This is a genomic window from Draconibacterium mangrovi (assembly GCF_010586825.1).
GTDB classification, from domain to species: Bacteria; Bacteroidota; Bacteroidia; order Bacteroidales; family Prolixibacteraceae; genus Draconibacterium; species Draconibacterium mangrovi.
In genome coordinates this window covers 334,696-352,658 of the sequence record NZ_JAAAGB010000004.1, presented here as the reverse complement: position 1 = coordinate 352,658, position 17,963 = coordinate 334,696, and the positions used below count along the sequence as shown (strand labels likewise).

Here is a 17,963-nt window from a genome sequence, read left to right as displayed (position 1 = left end):
TTCCCGGATTTTTTCGCTTAACTAAATCCTAACATATGAACATCTGTGTTTTCTGCTCATCGAGCAATGCCATAAACGAAAAGTACTTCGAGGCCGCACAAAACCTGGGCGAGCTAATTGGTAACAGCGGCCATAGTTTAATAAATGGTGGTGCCAATGTTGGACTTATGGAGGCGGCTACCATCGCTGCCAGCAAAGCAGGTGCAAAAACAGTAGGTATTATTCCTGAACGAATGATCGGCCGTTCGCTGGCCTCCAACAACTCGCACGAAGTAATAATTACCACTGATATGATGGAACGGAAAGCTCAAATGCGCGACATGTCGGATGCTTTTATTGCATTGCCCGGTGGTTTTGGTACGCTCGAAGAAATACTGGAGGTTATTACACTTCGCCAACTCTCCTATCACCACAAACCAATTGTATTTGTTAACACTAATAATTTTTTCGACAACCTCTTTAAACAATTTGAGGTTTCATATGTCGAACTATTTGCAAAAGATATTTACCGACAATTATATTTTGTGGCAGAAACGCCGGAAGAAGCGATGAAATACATCGAAAATTACGAGGAAGTAGAACTTGATTCCAAATGGTTTAAAGTTCCCGAAAAATAATTGCTTGTATTTGTAATTATTAATACGATAAATTGTCGTATTATTTGCACGTTCTGTCAAGCCATACTGACATACTTTCAGTTGACACCGTTTTTATTTTCACTTTTTAACACTATAAGCATGTGCGTGTTAAATTATGCAAAATAGCGGCAATCACTGGCAGACAAGCAAAACAGTGGCAATAAATTTGCGTTCTTAATTCCCTGAGAAAACAAGAACGTTTTAAAAATTTTAAGTTATGAAAAGAGTAGGAAGAATTTCGCTGACATTTTTACTTGTTATAGCAGGTGCATTTGTAGGAGTTTGGGCTTACAGCACTTTTTTCGACAAGCCACAAGTTGTAACAGTGAAAGAAGAGCAAGCAGCACGATTTGTTAATTACCCCGCAGACAGTGAACAACAGTTACCCGATTTAACTTTTGCCGCCGAAAAATCAATTCATGCGGTAGTGCATATTGCCACAAAATCAGTTCGTACGGGTCAATGGTCGAGCGGTAATCCGTTTCTTGATGAGTTTTTTGGCTTGCAAAGGCAACAACCACAAGTGAGACAAGGTTTTGGATCAGGTGTAATTATGTCGGAAGATGGGTACATTATTACCAATAACCACGTTATTGAAGATGCACAGAACATTAAAGTAATATTAAACGACAAACGCGAGTTTGAAGCCCGGTTGGTTGGAACCGATCCATCAACCGATATTGCCCTGTTAAAAGTTGACGCCGAAGATTTACCATATTTAACTTATGGAAATTCTGATAATCTGAAACTTGGCGAATGGGTTTTGGCAGTTGGTAACCCGTTTAATCTTACCTCTACAGTAACTGCTGGTATTATCAGTTCGCAAGGACGAAACCTGGGAATTAACCAGGATCAGTATCGTATCGAATCGTTTATTCAAACCGATGCGGCAGTAAATCCAGGAAACAGCGGAGGAGCACTTGTGAATCAGCAAGGCAACCTGATTGGAATTAACACTGCAATTGCCTCACAGACAGGATCATATACCGGATATTCTTTTGCTGTACCTGTTTCAATTGTAAAAAAAGTTGTTGAAGACTTAAAAGAATTTGGAGAGGTACAACGTGCATTACTCGGTGTAAATATTGGCGACGTAAATGCAGAAATTGCTGAAGAACTGAACCTTGACAAGGTGGAAGGTGTTTATATAGGTGGAGTCGTTGAGAACGGAGCTGCCAACGAAGCCGGCATAAAAGAAGAAGATGTAATCATCAGCGTTGATGGAGATAAAGTAAAAACAGCAGCCGAGCTACAGGAAAAAGTTAGTCAGTACCGTCCGGGCGACAATGTTGACATTGTTGTAATTAGAGACAATGAAAAGAAACAATTTACCGTTACCTTGCGTAACAAACATGGCGACACCGAAATAGTACGCGACAATATAACCGTGCTGGGTGCCGAGTTTGAAACAGTTAGTAACAGTGTTAAACAAGATTTGGGAATCAATAATGGCATCATGATCACCAGTCTGAATAAAGGAAAACTAAAGGATGCCGGTCTCGAAAAAGGTTTTATTATTACCTCGGTAAACAAAAAACCTATTTACGAGGTATCAGATTTTAAGAGAGAAGTTGGAAATGCGAGAGGAGGAATTCTGGTTGAAGGTGTTTATCCAAATGGGGAATCAGCATACTATGTTTTTGGCGTTGAACGTTAACATTCAAAGTACATAACCTTTAACTTTGTATTAATTACAGAATACGATGAGCTTTCTCCTTGACCATTAGATATTAATGTTCTATATTTGCACGATTTTTTAAGGATTATATATGAGACAACTAAAGATCACAAAGTCGATCACTAACCGTGAAAGTGCCTCTTTAGATAAGTATTTGCAGGAAATTGGTAAGGAAGAGCTGATTACTGTAGAGGAAGAAGTGGAGTTAGCACAGCGGATTAAAAAGGGCGATCAGGCAGCTTTGGAGAAACTTACAAGAGCAAACCTTCGATTTGTAGTATCGGTGGCTAAGCAGTACCAAAACCAGGGACTAAGCTTACCCGATTTAATTAACGAAGGAAACCTTGGGTTGATTAAAGCAGCTGAGAAGTTCGATGAAACCCGCGGTTTTAAGTTCATTTCTTACGCAGTATGGTGGATTCGCCAATCTATTCTTCAAGCGCTTGCAGAGCAGTCGCGTATTGTTCGTTTGCCTTTGAACCAGGTAGGTTCACTGAATAAGATCAATAAGGCTTATTCAAAATTTGAGCAAGAACACGAACGTAAACCGTCGCCTGAAGAGTTAGCTGAAACATTAGAGCTGCCTGCTGATAAGGTTGCTGATACTTTAAGAGTATCGGGAAGACATGTATCGGTTGATGCACCATTTGTTGATGGTGAAGACAACAGTCTTCTTGACGTATTGGTGAACAACGATTCGCCAAATGCCGACAAGAGCCTTATTAACGAATCTTTGGCAAGAGAAATTTTTCGCGCGTTAGCAACGTTGACTGAGCGAGAAAGTGACATCATTAAACTGTTTTTTGGCATAGGGTGCCAGGAAATGACATTGGAGGAAATCGGTGAACGATTTGGATTAACCCGCGAAAGGGTAAGGCAGATAAAAGAAAAAGCTATCAGACGATTAAGACATACATCGCGTAGCAAATTATTAAAATCATATCTGGGCTAAGGAGAAAAAAAGAAAGGTTGTCATTACAAAAATGGCAACCTTTTTTATTTTATACCAATTGTTTTTCGGAGTGAGCCTCAAGCGAAGCTCTGAAATTACAATGGTTAATGCCAATAGTAAAGAAAGGAGACTTTGGGAATAAATGAACCAAAAGCTCAGTTTTATTTCTAATCGTGATTAGTCAATCGGCAGCTCAATAAAATCAGAGTTTTTCCCCTCATCACCTTCCGAACTCTCTTCATCTCCCCCATTTTTTGTACTCGTACTTTTTGTTGCAATTAAAGCCCACGCCATAATTAAACTGGTTGCGATAATTACAACAAACAATACAGCTCCTTCAAATTTCTCGGCCCTTAACGATTCGGGAATAGCAAAAAACAGTAGCACTGTAATTAATCCTTTTGGTGCTATAAATGTTTGCGGCAGCGTATCTTTTCGTTCGATAACATAGAATAATCCAAATCGTAAAATGTAAGTAACCGCCAGGAAGATAACGCTGATCAGCCAAACTTTCCCGCTAAATAACGACGCCAGCGGTAAAGTCATCCCAAAAACAACGAAGAAGAAAGTACGCACCAGAAAGGCGGTTTCTGTGGTTATCATATTAAACTGATCAAAAAGACCATCAATTCTTGCATCGTTTAACCACTCACGGAGCCTTCCAAAAAGTAAAACTTTGTAATTACGTAAAAGAAGGCCAAACATTAAAATTATAATTAACGACGACAGATGGAACATTTTACCAACGGCATATAGTAAAACCAGCACCGCCAAAAACAGGAAAAACTTTGCATCGCCTTTAATATTTTGAATGATATAAAGTAAACCATAACATAGTACCACCGAAATTACCAACGTAAGTACGATGTTACTGCCAATGGCAAAACTTAACTGGCGCATCCCTTCAACATGAAGGTTTTCAACAATCATGTAAAACACCATTATACCCAAAATATCAGAGAATGTGCTTTCGTAAATTAAAAATTCCCGTTTGTATTTTGTAAGGTTCGCAACACTTGGTATGATGATCGCACTGCTCATTATTGAAAGTGGCAAAGCGTAAACCAGTGCCGGTAAGAAATTGATTTCGGGGATAAAAGACTGAATGATAAATGCAATTGAAACGGCTGTTAATCCCAACGATAAAGAAGCGATGGTAAACGATTTCCATATAATTGGCCAGTTCTCCTTCTTCAACTCAAGATCGAGAGCGGCTTCCAGCACGATCATTATCAATCCAACAATTCCTAATACTTCGAGTGCCCAGAAATAATCGGGCTCCATTTCAAAGTAGGTCATTAATTCCTGTACTCCAACACCCAGCAATATTAAAATCAACACACTAGGCACGTTGGTTTTCCGCGAAAACATATTAGTGAAAAAAGAAAATATTATAATGACACAAAGGCCAATAAGAAAGAGGTATGCATTCATACAGAAAACTTTGTTTTAAGTTACACAAACAGTTCGATTATGCAATTGTTTTAACGAAAATCTGTAGCTTAAATCTCCCGGCCGGAAACACTTTATACTCAGCAAATACTAATAGAGTAGCTGATTAAATTATATTTCCATCCGGATAGATTTCCATATCAAATATACCAATGTTGCCGATGTTACAGGTAACTTTAGGATAAATGATATCAGTTACACGCACTTTTTTATACTACTCAATCAATTTCGTATTGTTTTCCACATTTATGAATTATAATTAGCTATTGGAGTCTAGCCTTATCGAGCTTTTTTAAATGCGTTATATGTTCTCTTACCATAAATTGCAATTATAACAAAGCAGATAAAAGGCAAAACAAACGAAAAGTTCACTGCCGGAAGCGGCCCGATAGTCCCCTGGTCGATAATTAAACCCTGCAGTGGAGGCATTAATGCTCCGCCCACAATTGCCATTACCAAACCGGCGGCACCAAGCGTGGCATCATCACCAACGTCTTCAAGTGCAATTCCGTAAATGGTTGGAAACATCAGCGACATAAAAGCCGACGTGGCCACCAGTAAATACAAGCCCATCATTCCCTGAATTAAAACTACTCCGGTCGTTGTACACATTCCGCCAATGGCAAAAAGCAACAACATATAACGGGCATTCAGGTATTTCATTAAAAAGGTACTGATAAATCGGCTGACGATAAAAATCGCCATGGCGATTATATTGAAATCCTGAGCCTTTGCTTTTGGAATACCCAGGTTATCGGCATATTGAATAATGAAGGTCCAGCACATGATTTGTGCCCCCACATAGAATACCTGGGCAATTACGCCTTCCCGGTATATTTTGTTGCGGAATAATCGTTTTGCCGAGTGCCATGGATGAATTTCATGGTCGGCACTTTCGCGTTTCGGCATTTTTGAAACAGCAATAATAATCAGCATTAAAATTACTACGAATCCCAAAATTACATACGGGTTGCGTATTACAGACAGATCGTTGGTACGAATAGCTGCTTTCTCGGCTGCATTTAAAGTATCGAAAATCAGGTTTCCGGCAGCATCCCGTTTATCCGACTCCAACGACGAAAGAATGAGTTTTGAGGCCACAAACATTCCCAATATCGATCCCATTGGATTAAACGATTGCGCCAGGTTTAAACGACGCGTTGCGGTTGCCGGATCTCCCATCGATAAAATATACGGATTGGCAGTGGTTTCGAGGAAAGCTAAACCAAAAGTGAGGATGTACAGCGACACAAGGAAGAATCCAAAAATTTCGTATTGTGCAGCCGGAAAAAACAACAAGGCACCAACGGCATATAATGCCAGGCCAACAATAATTCCGGTTTTATACGAATATCGTTTTATAATTAACGCCGCCGGAATCGCCATGGTAGCATATCCGCCATAAAATGCAAACTGTACCATAGCTGCTTTTGCGTTGGAAATTTCCATTACCGTTTGAAACGCAGCCACCATCGGGTTGGTCAAATCATTGGCAAACCCCCAAAGGGCAAATAAACTGGTTATAAGTATAAAGGGAACAAGAATTTTCTTGTCCACAACAATTGGTTTTGTTTTATTCATTGGTTTAATAGTTTTACTAAAATACTGGAAGTTAGTGCAGTTTTAGCAAGCTACCCGGCAACATTTCCGGGCACAACTTTCTACAGGTACTCTGATTTATTATTAGCTTTTAGCTGTTCAACAATTTTTTTAATATCCTCTGCATTATCGCGTTTGCAAACCAGGGTTGTATTTCCGTCGCGCACAACAATTACATCATCAAGACCAACCACAGCAACAAGTCCATCGTCGGTAGACACGTACGAGTTTTTAGCATCTAAAAATATGGCCTCTCCCATTCCTGCATTACCATTTTCATCTTTTTTATCGGTTTGATAAACCGACTCCCAGCTCCCCAGGTCATTCCAATCGAAATTTCCTTCAACCAGGTAAATGTTTTTGGCGTGCTCCATGATACCGTAATCAACCGAAATGCTCTCAACAGCGCGGTAAATGGTATCAAGCGTTTCAGGATATGAAGGATTGCCCAAATCAGCCTGAATTTTGCGTAAATCAGCATATAACTTCGGGGCAAATTCTTGAACCGCTTTCAGGAAAACCGATACTTTGAAAACAAATAATCCGCTGTTCCAGTAAAAACCGCCTTGTTTCAGGTAATCGGCTGCAGTGGCTTCATCCGGTTTTTCCACAAAACGTTCCACTTTAAACTGTTTTATTGTTTCGTTGCCGGTAATATCTTCGGCAGTTTGTACGTAACCATAACCTGTTGCCGGATATGTTGGAGTAATTCCAAGCGTTACAATACCATCACGTTCGTTAGCAATTTTGGCAGCGGCCAAAACTGTGTCTTCAAACAAAGCAGTATTTGTAATTAAATGATCCGAAGGTGAAACTACCATTACGCCGTCAGGGTCTTCGCGCTCGGCATACATCGCCGCCAAACCAATACATGGCAAGGTATTTCTGCCAACCGGCTCGTAAATCAGGTTTTCTTTGGGTAACATCGGAGTTTGTTCCTCCAATACTTGTGCCTGTGTTGCACTTGAAACAATGTAGATATTTTCTTTTTTTGTGAAAGTTGCAAATCGTTCAATGGTGTCCTGAAGCAGCGATTGTTCGCCAAAGATATTCAGGTATTGTTTTGGTTTTGCCGTTTTACTGCGTGGCCAGAATCGTGTTCCTGATCCACCCGCCATGATCAGGGTATAAATCTTATCCATATTACTAAAAATTAAAAATACGGATGAAAATACGAATCTAAAATTACTTCGCTAGTAAACAACGGTAATTTATGCTGATTTTTTTGTTAAGAAAATTCTCAGGCGCTACTTACACCGTGACTAAATTTTAAACACAACGACTAATTCGAATCCTATTTCGCGGCTTTTTGTTCTTTAATTTGTTGAACATCCTTCAATAACGAATCTAAATCAACTTTATTGAACCGGTTCACTAAGCAACCACAATAGCGGATTCCTAATGGGTAAATTCCGGATCACTTCCTGCGTTTTAGGATAACCTTCCAATGTTTTCCACAATTCAATGTATTCCTTTTTCTGATAGGCTTTGCCGGCAAACAGCAAAAACGGATGCCGAACCGGCCATTCGTCCCAGTACATTACATCGGGTTGCAAAGGCCATGAGCTCTTGTCCATAACAAAGGGAAACAAATATTCAGCTCCCAACTCCAGGTTTTTACCGTCTGCCGTACAAAATTCATAAAGATTGTTGTTTTCATCGCTCAGAATCTCAGCAGTGGTAAAAAACGCGTCGAGGTTAAACAATGAATATCCATAGGGTTTGGTACGTTCCAGTTCCAATGGAAACGATCCGTTCTCTCCCATTTGATTTGGAAGCAGAATTTCCTTAAAACGATCACGGCACATTTTCAGTACCTCTTCATTATCGGTTAACCGGGCAAAAGCAGCAACCTGCATCACCCAGCAAGTGGCGTGGTTATTTTTGGTATTCATTTCGTCCAAACCATACGGGTGAGTGGTCAACCACTGAACAAACTCCTCAAACCACGCCTTAATCTTATTAATTTTCTCCTGTTCAACAGCACTGTTTTGCTCCAGAATCTCAACCGAGCGGGCTACTTCAATCAAATGAATGGCATCGATAATTCCGATACCTCGTCCGGTAACCCGTCCTTTTATGGCTTGTACATAAAGTAAACTTGGATTCATCCTGGTTTCAGGATTTACAAACCAGGCTTCCAAATGTTTTAGAGACGCCTCTGCACATCTCTTATCGCCGGTGAGCAGATAAGCCGATGTTTCACGTCCTACAATCTGGCTAAAACGAATCATCGCCAGCCGGTGAGCAACAAAATTGTCGGGATTGGTTTGACCGTCGCGGCGAATATACGGCCCATCCGGATTTTCCGTATCAGGCCACCAGTAGTCGCCCTCGGAGTAAAAATCGTGTGGTCCGCCGGCGCTGCGTTCACAAACAGTAGCGGTTACGGTGAGCGGCAAACTGTCTAAATATTCCGTTGCCGTTTTAATGATATACTGCTGCTCTGCTTCTGCAATGTACGGTACTTGCTTTTTCTGCGAGCAGGATAGCCCGAACATACAAACTAAGAGAAGCAAAATCCCTGTGTTTGCTTTATAATAATTGGTTTGTTGCTGCATTTACAATGAATTGGATTACTGTACTAGATCTTTGTAATTACTACCTGATCTTTACCTTTAATTTGCGGATTTTTGTACTCCAGAATGATTCGGGTAATCACATCCCAATACCTTTTTAAACCTTTATCGGTTACAGGAATCACCTCAACTTTAGGAGTAAAAAGTTTTGTATCATATTTCATTTGAAGCGTAAACTCGTCTCCAGCCAAATCGATAGTTCCATCACCGTTATCGGTTACCGTTCCTGATGTGATAAAATTCAAGCTGGTAGGTTTATCTGTTAGTTCTTCCAGCACGTAATCATTTGATACAGTAAATTTCTTTCCCCTGTCCAAACGATAAGTGCGCACCCATTTTTTTACTTTTGCGTCTTCGGGATAGGCGCCGGCGATATCGGTAGAAAATATTGCTTTTTTTGAATCGGCACTAAAAGTAGAATTCTTCGCTTCATAGTTCCGGCCTTCTTTCTGATCAACACCATTTATTTTTGGCAACTGATGATAGCCCGATTGCATGGTCCAGATCTCATATCTTCTGCTGCTAAACGTTTTTGCGGTATAGGTTTCGCGGCCTATGTCTACCAAACAGGGTTTGCCATCAAAGTACAAAACAAAAGATCCCAAATCGTTGTGGTTGTGGCTTTCAGCATTGTGTCCTCCTTTAGCTGCAAAGTAAAACCCATCGGTTGAGCCAGCCATATCGCGGGCACCTGCCACTTGTGTTTCAGACAGCCAGAAATCGCTGATCAATGCATTTTCAGCTTCTACATCCGCAATCTCTTTCAAATACATTAGTTGCACAATCTGCTCATCCACTTTTCCTCCCGGAGGTTTAACTCCCCAGTCTTGTTTTTCGGCGAGAAATGCGCCAAACTTCTGCATAACAGGGTCGTCAATATCTTTTCCATAACTGTAAATTATCTGCGGTCGGCCTCCAGTTGTAGCATCGGCATCGGCAAAATTCACGAAATACGGGTAATTTACGTAGGCTTTATAAATATAATTCCCCATGTTCCTGATGAGCTGATTATCGAAAACATCGAATCTGCCATTGGTAGCACGTTTTAAAAGATCGAGGTTCTGATAAAGAGAAGCGCCTGCCCTGCCCCAGTACGACGGGCCCTCATCGCAACCGCCATCATTCGGGTAAACATTTATAAACTGATCGAGCGACCGTACCACTTTGTCCACCCCGGCAATTTTCTTATCCTGATCGTCTTCCAGAATTAAAATGGAAGTCAGGATATTATGGTTGGTCCATGGATTCCAGTTGTTAACATCGCGGCTTCCATCAAGCCCCTGCCACCAGAAATCATTGCGTTCGTAGTACGGAATCACCGCCTTTTTCATGATTTCATCTTTCAGGCGTTTCGCGATGAGCGGATGTACCTTATCAAATTCATCTTTAAACAAAAACCAGGTCCACGAAAGGATATTGGAGATTTCGCCAACGCCTAAATCAATAGTTGGTTCATCGGCATCGGGCAAACCATGTGGCGCTTTTTGCGACGTTAAATGCGCCGACCATCCCCACCAGGTTTGTTCGCTATAATACCAAACGCCGTTAATTATCTGGTCGATAAAACGCCCTTTTCCTTCGGTAAGCTCGGCCATAACCGAAGCCACTAATGCAGCGCGTGGTGCGGAATAGGCTTCTTGCCGACGATCGCCCGAACGAATTATCTCCAAATAATCGGTTGCTTTAACCACCGGCCAATCATAATCAAGATATTCTTCTCCTTCCTTAATATAGGCCATCCGGATTTCCTCCGGTAAATTATTCCAGAAATCTCTGCTTTTATAAGTAGGAAAATCCAGGTCTGAAAAATCCTCTATAAGTACTTTTTCTATTCCAACTACACTTGCTTCTTTTTGAAGGATGTCTCTTTTTTCTTTTGAAAAACTGCTCAGAACTAAGCTGCTGAAAAGAAAAAGAATAAATAGTTTTTTCATGATTATCAGGTTTTAGTTTTTGTATGGTTCGTATACTTGTGACAAATATTCTCGTTCAACCTTCAGATTTAAAAGGAATTGATCCGTATTAAAATTTCGTTTTCTCCCGGTGCCAGACGCATTGATCCAAACGACAGATTCACGGTTTGCCCGTTAAGACTCACCTCCGTATTTTCAGGGAAATCAGCAGTAAACTCTCCAACCACATTTGCCGGTAACTCAATAACATATTTCCATAAACGATTATTTACCTTTTCATATTCACCTTTAATGGGGCCTTTTACAGTTGGCACTTTAATGGAACTAAATTCCAGATTAGCCAGTTGAGGGTGAATAGTTGCCACTCCAAATCCCGGTGTCTTGGGCTGAATTCCCCACATGTTCCGTGCGACAATGTTTGCAGGAGCCGCTCCCCAGGCGTGGTTCCAGTCGGAATTTGGTTTGTACTTCATGTCCCAGGCTTCCATTGTAATGGTTGATCCCACTTTTATCATATTGTACCAACTTCGATCGTGTGTGGCAGTCATTAGCTCCAGACCATAATCAGCTGCTCCGGCATTATAAACCGCTTCCATCAGATACTGAGCGCCGTATACGCTGCATGCCATGCCGCGGGTTTTCATATAATTGGCTACTGATTCTCTGTACTCATCAGGAACCACACCAAAGGCCAAAGGAAACATGTTGGCATGTACGGAACCATGGTCTGTCCCGATTCCATCGGTATAGTATCCCTTTTCCTTGTTGTATAATTTTTGATTGATTGATTTTTTAACTTTCGCAGCCCTTAGTTTAAAATCGAGCGCTTCTTCGGTTTTTCCCAATAACTGCGCAAATTCAGCCATAATTTCCATATTTCGGTAGTACATGGAATTAATGACCGTATTAACCGGACGAAAAACAAAACCATCGTCTTCTCCCATTGTTCCCCATCCTCCGGCCTGAGGCCAGTCAACAATATCGCGAACACGTTGGGTAGTATCTGCAAATCCGAGCTGAGCCATAACTTCACCGCTCAGTTTTGGCGATTTGGTGCTAATAAAACCATCCTCATCGTCAAGCATCATTAGTGTTTTATATTTCAACGGCTCGTAATATTTTTCAATAAGCTCGGTATTTCCGGTGTACATGTAATCCTGATAAAAAAGCAGTGCCACATGCAGTTGCCATTCGGTTGGCCATGTGGGAAAATCCATAAAATATTCGATGGTCTTGCGGGCAATGGCATATTCGTTATCCACCGAATAATGACTCAACTGATTCAGATAAGCATCGGCTTCATACGGTATTCGTTCACGATCACCATCCACATAGTAACCCGCAAATGAAGTTGCTTTTTGCGAGTATTTACATAAATCCCATACCTGATTTAAGATATCGTTTGAACAAGTAAACGAGCTTGTTTGATCGTTGAAATAAGTAAAATAAGCTACCTTTGTTAAATCTCCGGCTTCCAAATCTTCAGCTCCTTCTATTTCAACATACCGGAAAGGCATTATCACCGGAAATGAATCGGGCAAAGCCACGGCAACCGATTTGGTATTTCGTTCATCAGGAATAAGTTCAATCTGGTATTCTGATAATCCGGGCCTAACATCTAGTTGTAATTCCGCAAAACGAATGGTACCGCCGGGTTCACGATCAATTTTTCCATCTAAAAGTTTCTCGCCTAAGCGAATGGTCAGTTTCTGTACATTTTTCGGCGAATAATTTAAACGAAGCGTTCCGAAAGCAGCTTTCCCAAAATCGGCAAAATAGCTTCCATCTGTATTCTTTTTAAAAGCATCGGGTTTTATCCGTTCCACCATAAACCAGTTACCTGATGATATTTTTTCGCCAAATATTCCTGTTGTAAACTCCTGCGCAGGCGAGTATTCCGATAAGCGGTTGTCTAGGTCATAAATCCGTACTTTCCAAAAATAAGTTTGATTTTCTTTTAGCGGATCGCAGTCAGGCTCAACATTTGCCGACTGATTTCCGGATACCCGGCCACTATCCCAAATATCGCCAATATTGTTATCGATATTTTCTCTGGTTGATGCTAGAAGCACCTGGTAAGCTTTCTGCGTGACCGCGTCTTCGGGGATCATCCATCCAAACTCGGGTTTACTGTCGATAATCCTTGTAAATTTCGGTTCACGAATCAGTTCCACTGTTAATCCAAACGGCACTCCCGATAAAGGACCTTTGTATCGCTGAACAAACTCATCGTTTTTTGTCCGTAATTCGTGCAGTACTTTTTGATACTTTGCATCCTTTACCAAATTCCTTGTTTCTTTTGGATCGTCTTTCAGCGAATACAATTCTTCAACTGTTTTATTATTGATGTAGCGCAGGTATTTCCAGTCTTTTGTTCGCACTCCTTCGCTGGGAGGAATATTTGCAAATTCCCAAAGGTGTTCAATAAGAACCGTGTCGCGATTCATCGTTTTTTCATTACCGTAAACTACCGGGATCAGACTCTTGCCCTGATAAATATCGGGTGCTTTTATGCCGGCCAGATCGAGAATAGTTGCGGGAATATCAATATTCAGCGCCATTTCCGATATATCGCGGTGTTTCTTCACGCGCGGATCATAAACAATCATTGGCACTCGTACCGAATTATCGTACATCAGCCATTTCCCGGCAAGTTGTCGTTCTCCCAAAAACTGCCCGTTATCGCCCATCAAAATAACTACTGTATTTTTTTCAAGTCCTTTCTCCTTTAATTTTTCCCTGATTTTTGCGATTTCCAGGTCAATACCATTAATCATTCGATAGTACCCTTTTACACTGTGTTGGTATTTTTCGGGCGTATCGTATCGCCAGTACCAGCGCGTGCGGTTAAAACCTTGTCTAACCGCTTCAGGCAAGGAATTGAAATCCTTATCGTCGGCCAGTTCAGGAGCAGGCATTTCCATATTTTTATACAACTTTCCGGGTTCTTCCTGCCAGAAATACTGTTCGGGAGCATTATCATGGGCATGTGGAGCGCTGAAACTCAACGACAAACAGAAAGGTTTTTCCGCCGGAGCCTGATCGATAAAATCAAGGGCTTTCTGGCCTGTATAACGGGTAAGGTGAACCGTATCACCATCCAGTGTTTTATAATAATAGCCCCGGTAATCAGGAAAGCTGTTGTTACGGTCGTAATCTTCAATTACATCGAACATCTTTTCTTTTCCCTCAAAATTCACTCCGAACTTACCAAAAAAACCATTATAATACCCGGCTTCTTTTAACAACTTCGGATAGGCGGTTTCCATTAATTCTTTACGTATCGGGCCGGTTTGAAAAGTGTATTTATGCGTGCGTTCATGTACCCCGCTAAAAATACTCGCTCGACTTGCAGAACAAATTGGAGTTGTTACAATTGCCTGCGAAAAATAAGCCCCACTTTCGGCCAGTTTATCCATCTCCGGAGTTTGTATGATCTTATTCCCGGCATACCCCAGGGCACTCCAGCGCTGATCATCAGTAAGAATAAAAATAATGTTTGGCTTCTGTGCTGTTTGTGCAAAGATGTTGACGCTGCTCAGAAATAATCCAATCAGTAAAATCAACTTCATCCAGGAAATTTTAAACATGTTTAGTAAACTTTTACAGGTTTTTCGTAATCATCTTTCATTTGGTATGGCAATTTCCAAATATTACCATCAAAATCGCCAAAAAATATTTCAGACTTGCTGAACTCATGCGCATGTCCATCGGCCCAAAAGTAACAAAACGGAGCCTTATAATTTACTGGTTTTCGCACGTAAGAATGGCTAATTACGCTGTTTTCCGTAAGTTGGCGTTCTTTAATCCAGTTTTGCCCTGAATCATTCGAAACCCAAACAGCCAGTTCTCCGCCAACTCCCCACTTTTGTGGCCCTTGTTCGGTAGGTCCTACAACCTTCCATGTATTCCCTTGTATAAACAGACTTCCCATATCGTAGTTGTGATCCGACTCCGTTACCCGATATGTTTGCCAATGTGCTCCGCTCCATTTGGTAACACACCATTCGTAAGGTTGGCTTATTGCACCGGGCATGTGTCCGTAACTTCTTATATACAAACAAACCGGGTTTCCTGCCGCATCGAAAGCCATATCTTTCATATAAACATTTTTACTCTTCGATGCATAATCAACGGCCCGAGCAGGCGAATTTTGTTCTGTAATCGGAATATCAAGTTTTGTTCCATCGACAGTAGTCCAGGTTTTCCCCAGATCTGCTGTTTGCACATAGTACAAATCAGTTCTGCGGTCTACAATTCCGTTGGGATGACGGTTAAAAAACGTACCCAGCACTTTTCCGTTATACACATTACTGGTTTGATAATGTCCCGACTTTTCACCTTTGTAAACCGGAATATCGGCCAGCAATTTATCTTCAGTCCAATTTACTCCGTCTTGACTTGATTCAAAATACAATTTCCGAACTCCTGTATATTTTGTGAAAAAATGAAAATACCCCAAATCGGTATTCCAGGGTTGCGGATAGGTCATTTCTTCTTCGGTGATCTTTTCAAACTCATCGATATTCAAAGGCTTTGTGCTCCTGTATTTAAACCCCATTCGAAGTCTGCCGCGGCCGCTTACGAATACCCAGATGTAATCTTCATCATCAATCATAATCGAAGGATTGTCGTGCGGATCGTTCACACCGTTTTTATCGTAGACAACAGTTGGTTTTGAAACCATACCGGTGCTGTGATCATACTCACCAATCATACAAAGCAGGTAGCGTTCATCTTCTGAAGAAGTTCCCCCGTACACAAAAAAAGTTTTGTTTGCTTTTTCGGAGTAGATAGCCAGCGGAACATGTTTGGCCGTGTAAGTTCCCAGTGCTCCCGAATATTTATCACCATCAGCATATTTCTGTCCCAGCTCGAACCAGATGGCCCGATAACCATCCATTTTTTTGTTTGACACGTTTTGTGAATGGCCTGTAAATAGTATTGCGGTAAATAAAATAATTGTAAGCAGTTTTAGCATTCCTAAATTTTTTGAAGAGTTATTGTTTCTGTTTTTCCGGCGAATTCGTTTTGTGGAAGAACGACTTTTACTTTGGTTTTTCCATCCTGCGGCGTGGTGGTCTCACCTTTGAATTCGCCATTTAAAACAAGATTTATTTCACTCAGTTTTTGTGTTGGATCAGATATGGAAAGTGTTATTTTATCACTTTCATTTTTTAACATCAACAGGCATGGCTGATCCACTTCAATTCCGTTCAACAAATCCGATTTCCCGGCTTCATAAAATACAACACCGGTAATCGTTCCATCATTTGAAACTACCTCTTGTTTTGTTTTGGTATTGGTAATTTTAAGAGGCGGATTTTTTTCCATTTCCTCTAAAATTGTTTTCGTAGCATTTGGCACTAAAATATAGGCATACGAACCGCTGGTCGGATCTACACCGTGATTAAACCACAGCTTGAAAATATTTGCTGAAATAACTTCTTTTGAAAGCAGTGTGGTAACTTCGGTCCATCTCCCTTCCACCTCTTCTGTTTCCAGTCTTAAATTTCCTCCTTCCGGAAAAACATAGCCAATGTTGTTGTGTAAAATCCAGGAAGGATTTACCAGATCTTCAACTTGCCCTGCTAGTTTTTCTCTTTCTTTGGTTTTTACCAACACGTCGCCATTTAAATACGATTGATTCACCGAGGTTGTAACCGGCAAACCTTCCGTAGAATTTACTCCGGCCCCCAAACACACAATCTGATCGTTGAAAATAAACCACGATTTTTTTACACCCAATCCCAAACGGTTGTAATCAAGCACCGCAATACCGTTTTCTCCATCGGAAACGCCACCCACAAAATCGCTGGGAATACGATAACCCCGCGCAGTTAATACCGGAAGTGGATTTTTATCCTGAAGCGTAGTAGCTCCCGGAATTTTTTTCCAATCCCAAAAAGGGAAGATGTTTTTGTACTCCTCCCCCGACTGATACAAATAGCTGGCTCCATCGCCAAGGTAATACCCCTGAATATTTTCAGAGTTACACGATTCGGCACCGATCACCCGGTTCGAGCTCATTTTAACAGAAAAATAGTAGTCCGGTGTTCTTTTTATCTGAATATCCGAACGCCAAAAATGTTTGTTTCCCGTTAGATTCCGGTAATCAACTGCCTTTTTATATTCCTCTGCGTACTTCGGATCAAGCTTATTCATCTTTTTAAAGTCACTTATCAAAGCCTCAGCTTTCACCTGTGGCTGATTCGGTCCGATTTGTCTCCCACAGGCACTGATATCCATTTCGTTTTTCCAAACCACCCATTGTTGCCCTTGTAATAAGTAATTGCGCAGAATTTCAACTTTACTTTCATCAAACTTATACGGTGTTCCCCTCAAAATTGAGATCCACTTCATCATATCTCCAACATACGAAAGACCATAATTTCCGAACTGAAGTTGCGGACCGTGCTGGTGATACGACCAGTCGGGCTGCACGCCTTCCTCTGTACTTACGATCAACTCTTCCTGAATTGATGCGCCCGCTTTTATTATCAATTCAACATCTCTGTTCAACATCGACCGGAGAAGAACATTACCCGATTGCCAGACTTTATTCTGACCAGTTCGGCCAATATCGCACCGATTTAATATGGGCATTGCTTTTTGAAGTTGTTCTTCTGTAAGTTCCGGTTCCATTAAAATCAAGGTCGGCGTTAATATCATAGGAACTCCAATCACCGGATGCCACCAGTTGGGACTTTGAAAATCGTTATTCAGCCAATGATTGAGCGCGGCATGGATTTTCGCTGAAACTTCAGCGTCCTGGTAAAATCTGGTTTCAGGATTTTGGTATGCTCTGGCAATCAACAACATTCTCTCCAGATGAAAACGGGGTGACCAATAGCCTCGTGTTTTACTCGGATAATCTATATCAGGCCAGGTACCATCTTCCCGCAAATCGTTTAATTGTTTCTCCACCTCTTCCACATTCAAATCATCATTCAACAGGTAAGTAATGAAATTTTGATGAAGTTGCTGAAGTTCTTCCGGGTAGTTGGCAGTGAAATCAAATAATTCAGGTGATTTGTTCTGTGTGCATGAAAGTCCTGCTAACATGATAAGGATCAGAATTAAATTTCTGTAATTCATTATTCTTGGTTTAATTGGTTCGTATTCTGGCTCCAAAACCGGTAAGATCCCTGG

At 41.1% G+C, this 17,963-nt stretch carries 11 protein-coding genes; 3 read left to right on the top strand and 8 right to left on the bottom strand.

The features are described from left to right. The first annotated feature begins 35 nt into the window (after positions 1-35). From G4420_RS13070 to G4420_RS13060, 3 genes are all read left to right on the top strand, one after another. Positions 36-617 carry an LOG family protein gene (locus G4420_RS13070; RefSeq protein WP_163324122.1) on the top strand — a complete coding sequence of 194 codons (582 nt, stop codon included), beginning with the start codon at positions 36-38 and terminating at the stop codon, positions 615-617. Between the two features lie 238 nt (positions 618-855). After that, a complete protein-coding gene (locus G4420_RS13065) occupies positions 856-2,295 on the top strand; it encodes a Do family serine endopeptidase (RefSeq protein WP_163324120.1) in 1,440 nt (479 codons plus the stop codon). Between the two features lie 112 nt (positions 2,296-2,407). Further along, complete coding sequence (locus G4420_RS13060; protein ID WP_038562646.1) at positions 2,408-3,268, top strand: sigma-70 family RNA polymerase sigma factor; 861 nt, start codon at positions 2,408-2,410, stop codon at positions 3,266-3,268. 177 nt (positions 3,269-3,445) lie between these two features. On the opposite strand, the gene G4420_RS13055 is transcribed toward G4420_RS13060, so the two are convergent. The 8 genes from G4420_RS13055 to G4420_RS13020 form a co-directional block, all read right to left on the bottom strand. Continuing rightward, entirely contained in the window at positions 3,446-4,702 is a 1,257-nt protein-coding gene (locus G4420_RS13055) for a cation:proton antiporter domain-containing protein (protein WP_163324118.1), read from the bottom strand. 297 nt (positions 4,703-4,999) lie between these two features. Further along, positions 5,000-6,301 carry an L-fucose:H+ symporter permease gene (fucP, locus tag G4420_RS13050; protein WP_163324116.1) on the bottom strand — a complete coding sequence of 434 codons (1,302 nt, stop codon included), beginning with the start codon at positions 6,299-6,301 and terminating at the stop codon, positions 5,000-5,002. Positions 6,302-6,381: 80 nt separating this feature from the next. Beyond that, entirely contained in the window at positions 6,382-7,461 is a 1,080-nt protein-coding gene (locus G4420_RS13045) for a mannose-1-phosphate guanylyltransferase (RefSeq protein ID WP_163324114.1), read from the bottom strand. Between the two features lie 216 nt (positions 7,462-7,677). After that, positions 7,678-8,880, bottom strand: coding sequence for an alginate lyase family protein (locus G4420_RS13040; RefSeq protein WP_204273680.1), 1,203 nt, complete (start codon positions 8,878-8,880; stop codon positions 7,678-7,680). Between the two features lie 23 nt (positions 8,881-8,903). Continuing rightward, complete coding sequence (locus tag G4420_RS13035) at positions 8,904-10,832, bottom strand: heparinase II/III domain-containing protein (RefSeq protein WP_163324112.1); 1,929 nt, start codon at positions 10,830-10,832, stop codon at positions 8,904-8,906. Between the two features lie 68 nt (positions 10,833-10,900). Then, positions 10,901-14,383, bottom strand: coding sequence for an alpha-L-rhamnosidase-related protein (locus G4420_RS13030; protein ID WP_204273679.1), 3,483 nt, complete (start codon positions 14,381-14,383; stop codon positions 10,901-10,903). Between the two features lie 20 nt (positions 14,384-14,403). After that, positions 14,404-15,792, bottom strand: coding sequence for a BNR-4 repeat-containing protein (locus G4420_RS13025; protein WP_163324109.1), 1,389 nt, complete (start codon positions 15,790-15,792; stop codon positions 14,404-14,406). A 2-nt stretch (positions 15,793-15,794) separates the two neighbouring features. Next, positions 15,795-17,909 (bottom strand): polysaccharide lyase 8 family protein, encoded by a 2,115-nt coding sequence (locus tag G4420_RS13020; RefSeq protein ID WP_163324107.1) that lies wholly within the window; start codon positions 17,907-17,909, stop codon positions 15,795-15,797. Positions 17,910-17,963 lie beyond the last annotated feature (54 nt).

Excerpts from the sequence above, each read along its gene's own strand:
- G4420_RS13070 (WP_163324122.1), top strand. The coding sequence starts at position 36 with ATGAACATCTGTGTTTTCTGCTCATCGAGCAATGCCATAAACGAAAAG.
- G4420_RS13065 (WP_163324120.1), top strand. The coding sequence starts at position 856 with ATGAAAAGAGTAGGAAGAATTTCGCTGACATTTTTACTTGTTATAGCA.
- G4420_RS13060 (WP_038562646.1), top strand. The coding sequence starts at position 2,408 with ATGAGACAACTAAAGATCACAAAGTCGATCACTAACCGTGAAAGTGCC.
- G4420_RS13055 (WP_163324118.1), bottom strand. The coding sequence starts at position 4,702 with ATGAATGCATACCTCTTTCTTATTGGCCTTTGTGTCATTATAATATTT.
- fucP (WP_163324116.1), bottom strand. The coding sequence starts at position 6,301 with ATGAATAAAACAAAACCAATTGTTGTGGACAAGAAAATTCTTGTTCCC.
- G4420_RS13045 (WP_163324114.1), bottom strand. The coding sequence starts at position 7,461 with ATGGATAAGATTTATACCCTGATCATGGCGGGTGGATCAGGAACACGA.
- G4420_RS13040 (WP_204273680.1), bottom strand. The coding sequence starts at position 8,880 with ATGCAGCAACAAACCAATTATTATAAAGCAAACACAGGGATTTTGCTT.
- G4420_RS13035 (WP_163324112.1), bottom strand. The coding sequence starts at position 10,832 with ATGAAAAAACTATTTATTCTTTTTCTTTTCAGCAGCTTAGTTCTGAGC.
- G4420_RS13030 (WP_204273679.1), bottom strand. The coding sequence starts at position 14,383 with ATGAAGTTGATTTTACTGATTGGATTATTTCTGAGCAGCGTCAACATC.
- G4420_RS13025 (WP_163324109.1), bottom strand. The coding sequence starts at position 15,792 with ATGCTAAAACTGCTTACAATTATTTTATTTACCGCAATACTATTTACA.
- G4420_RS13020 (WP_163324107.1), bottom strand. The coding sequence starts at position 17,909 with ATGAATTACAGAAATTTAATTCTGATCCTTATCATGTTAGCAGGACTT.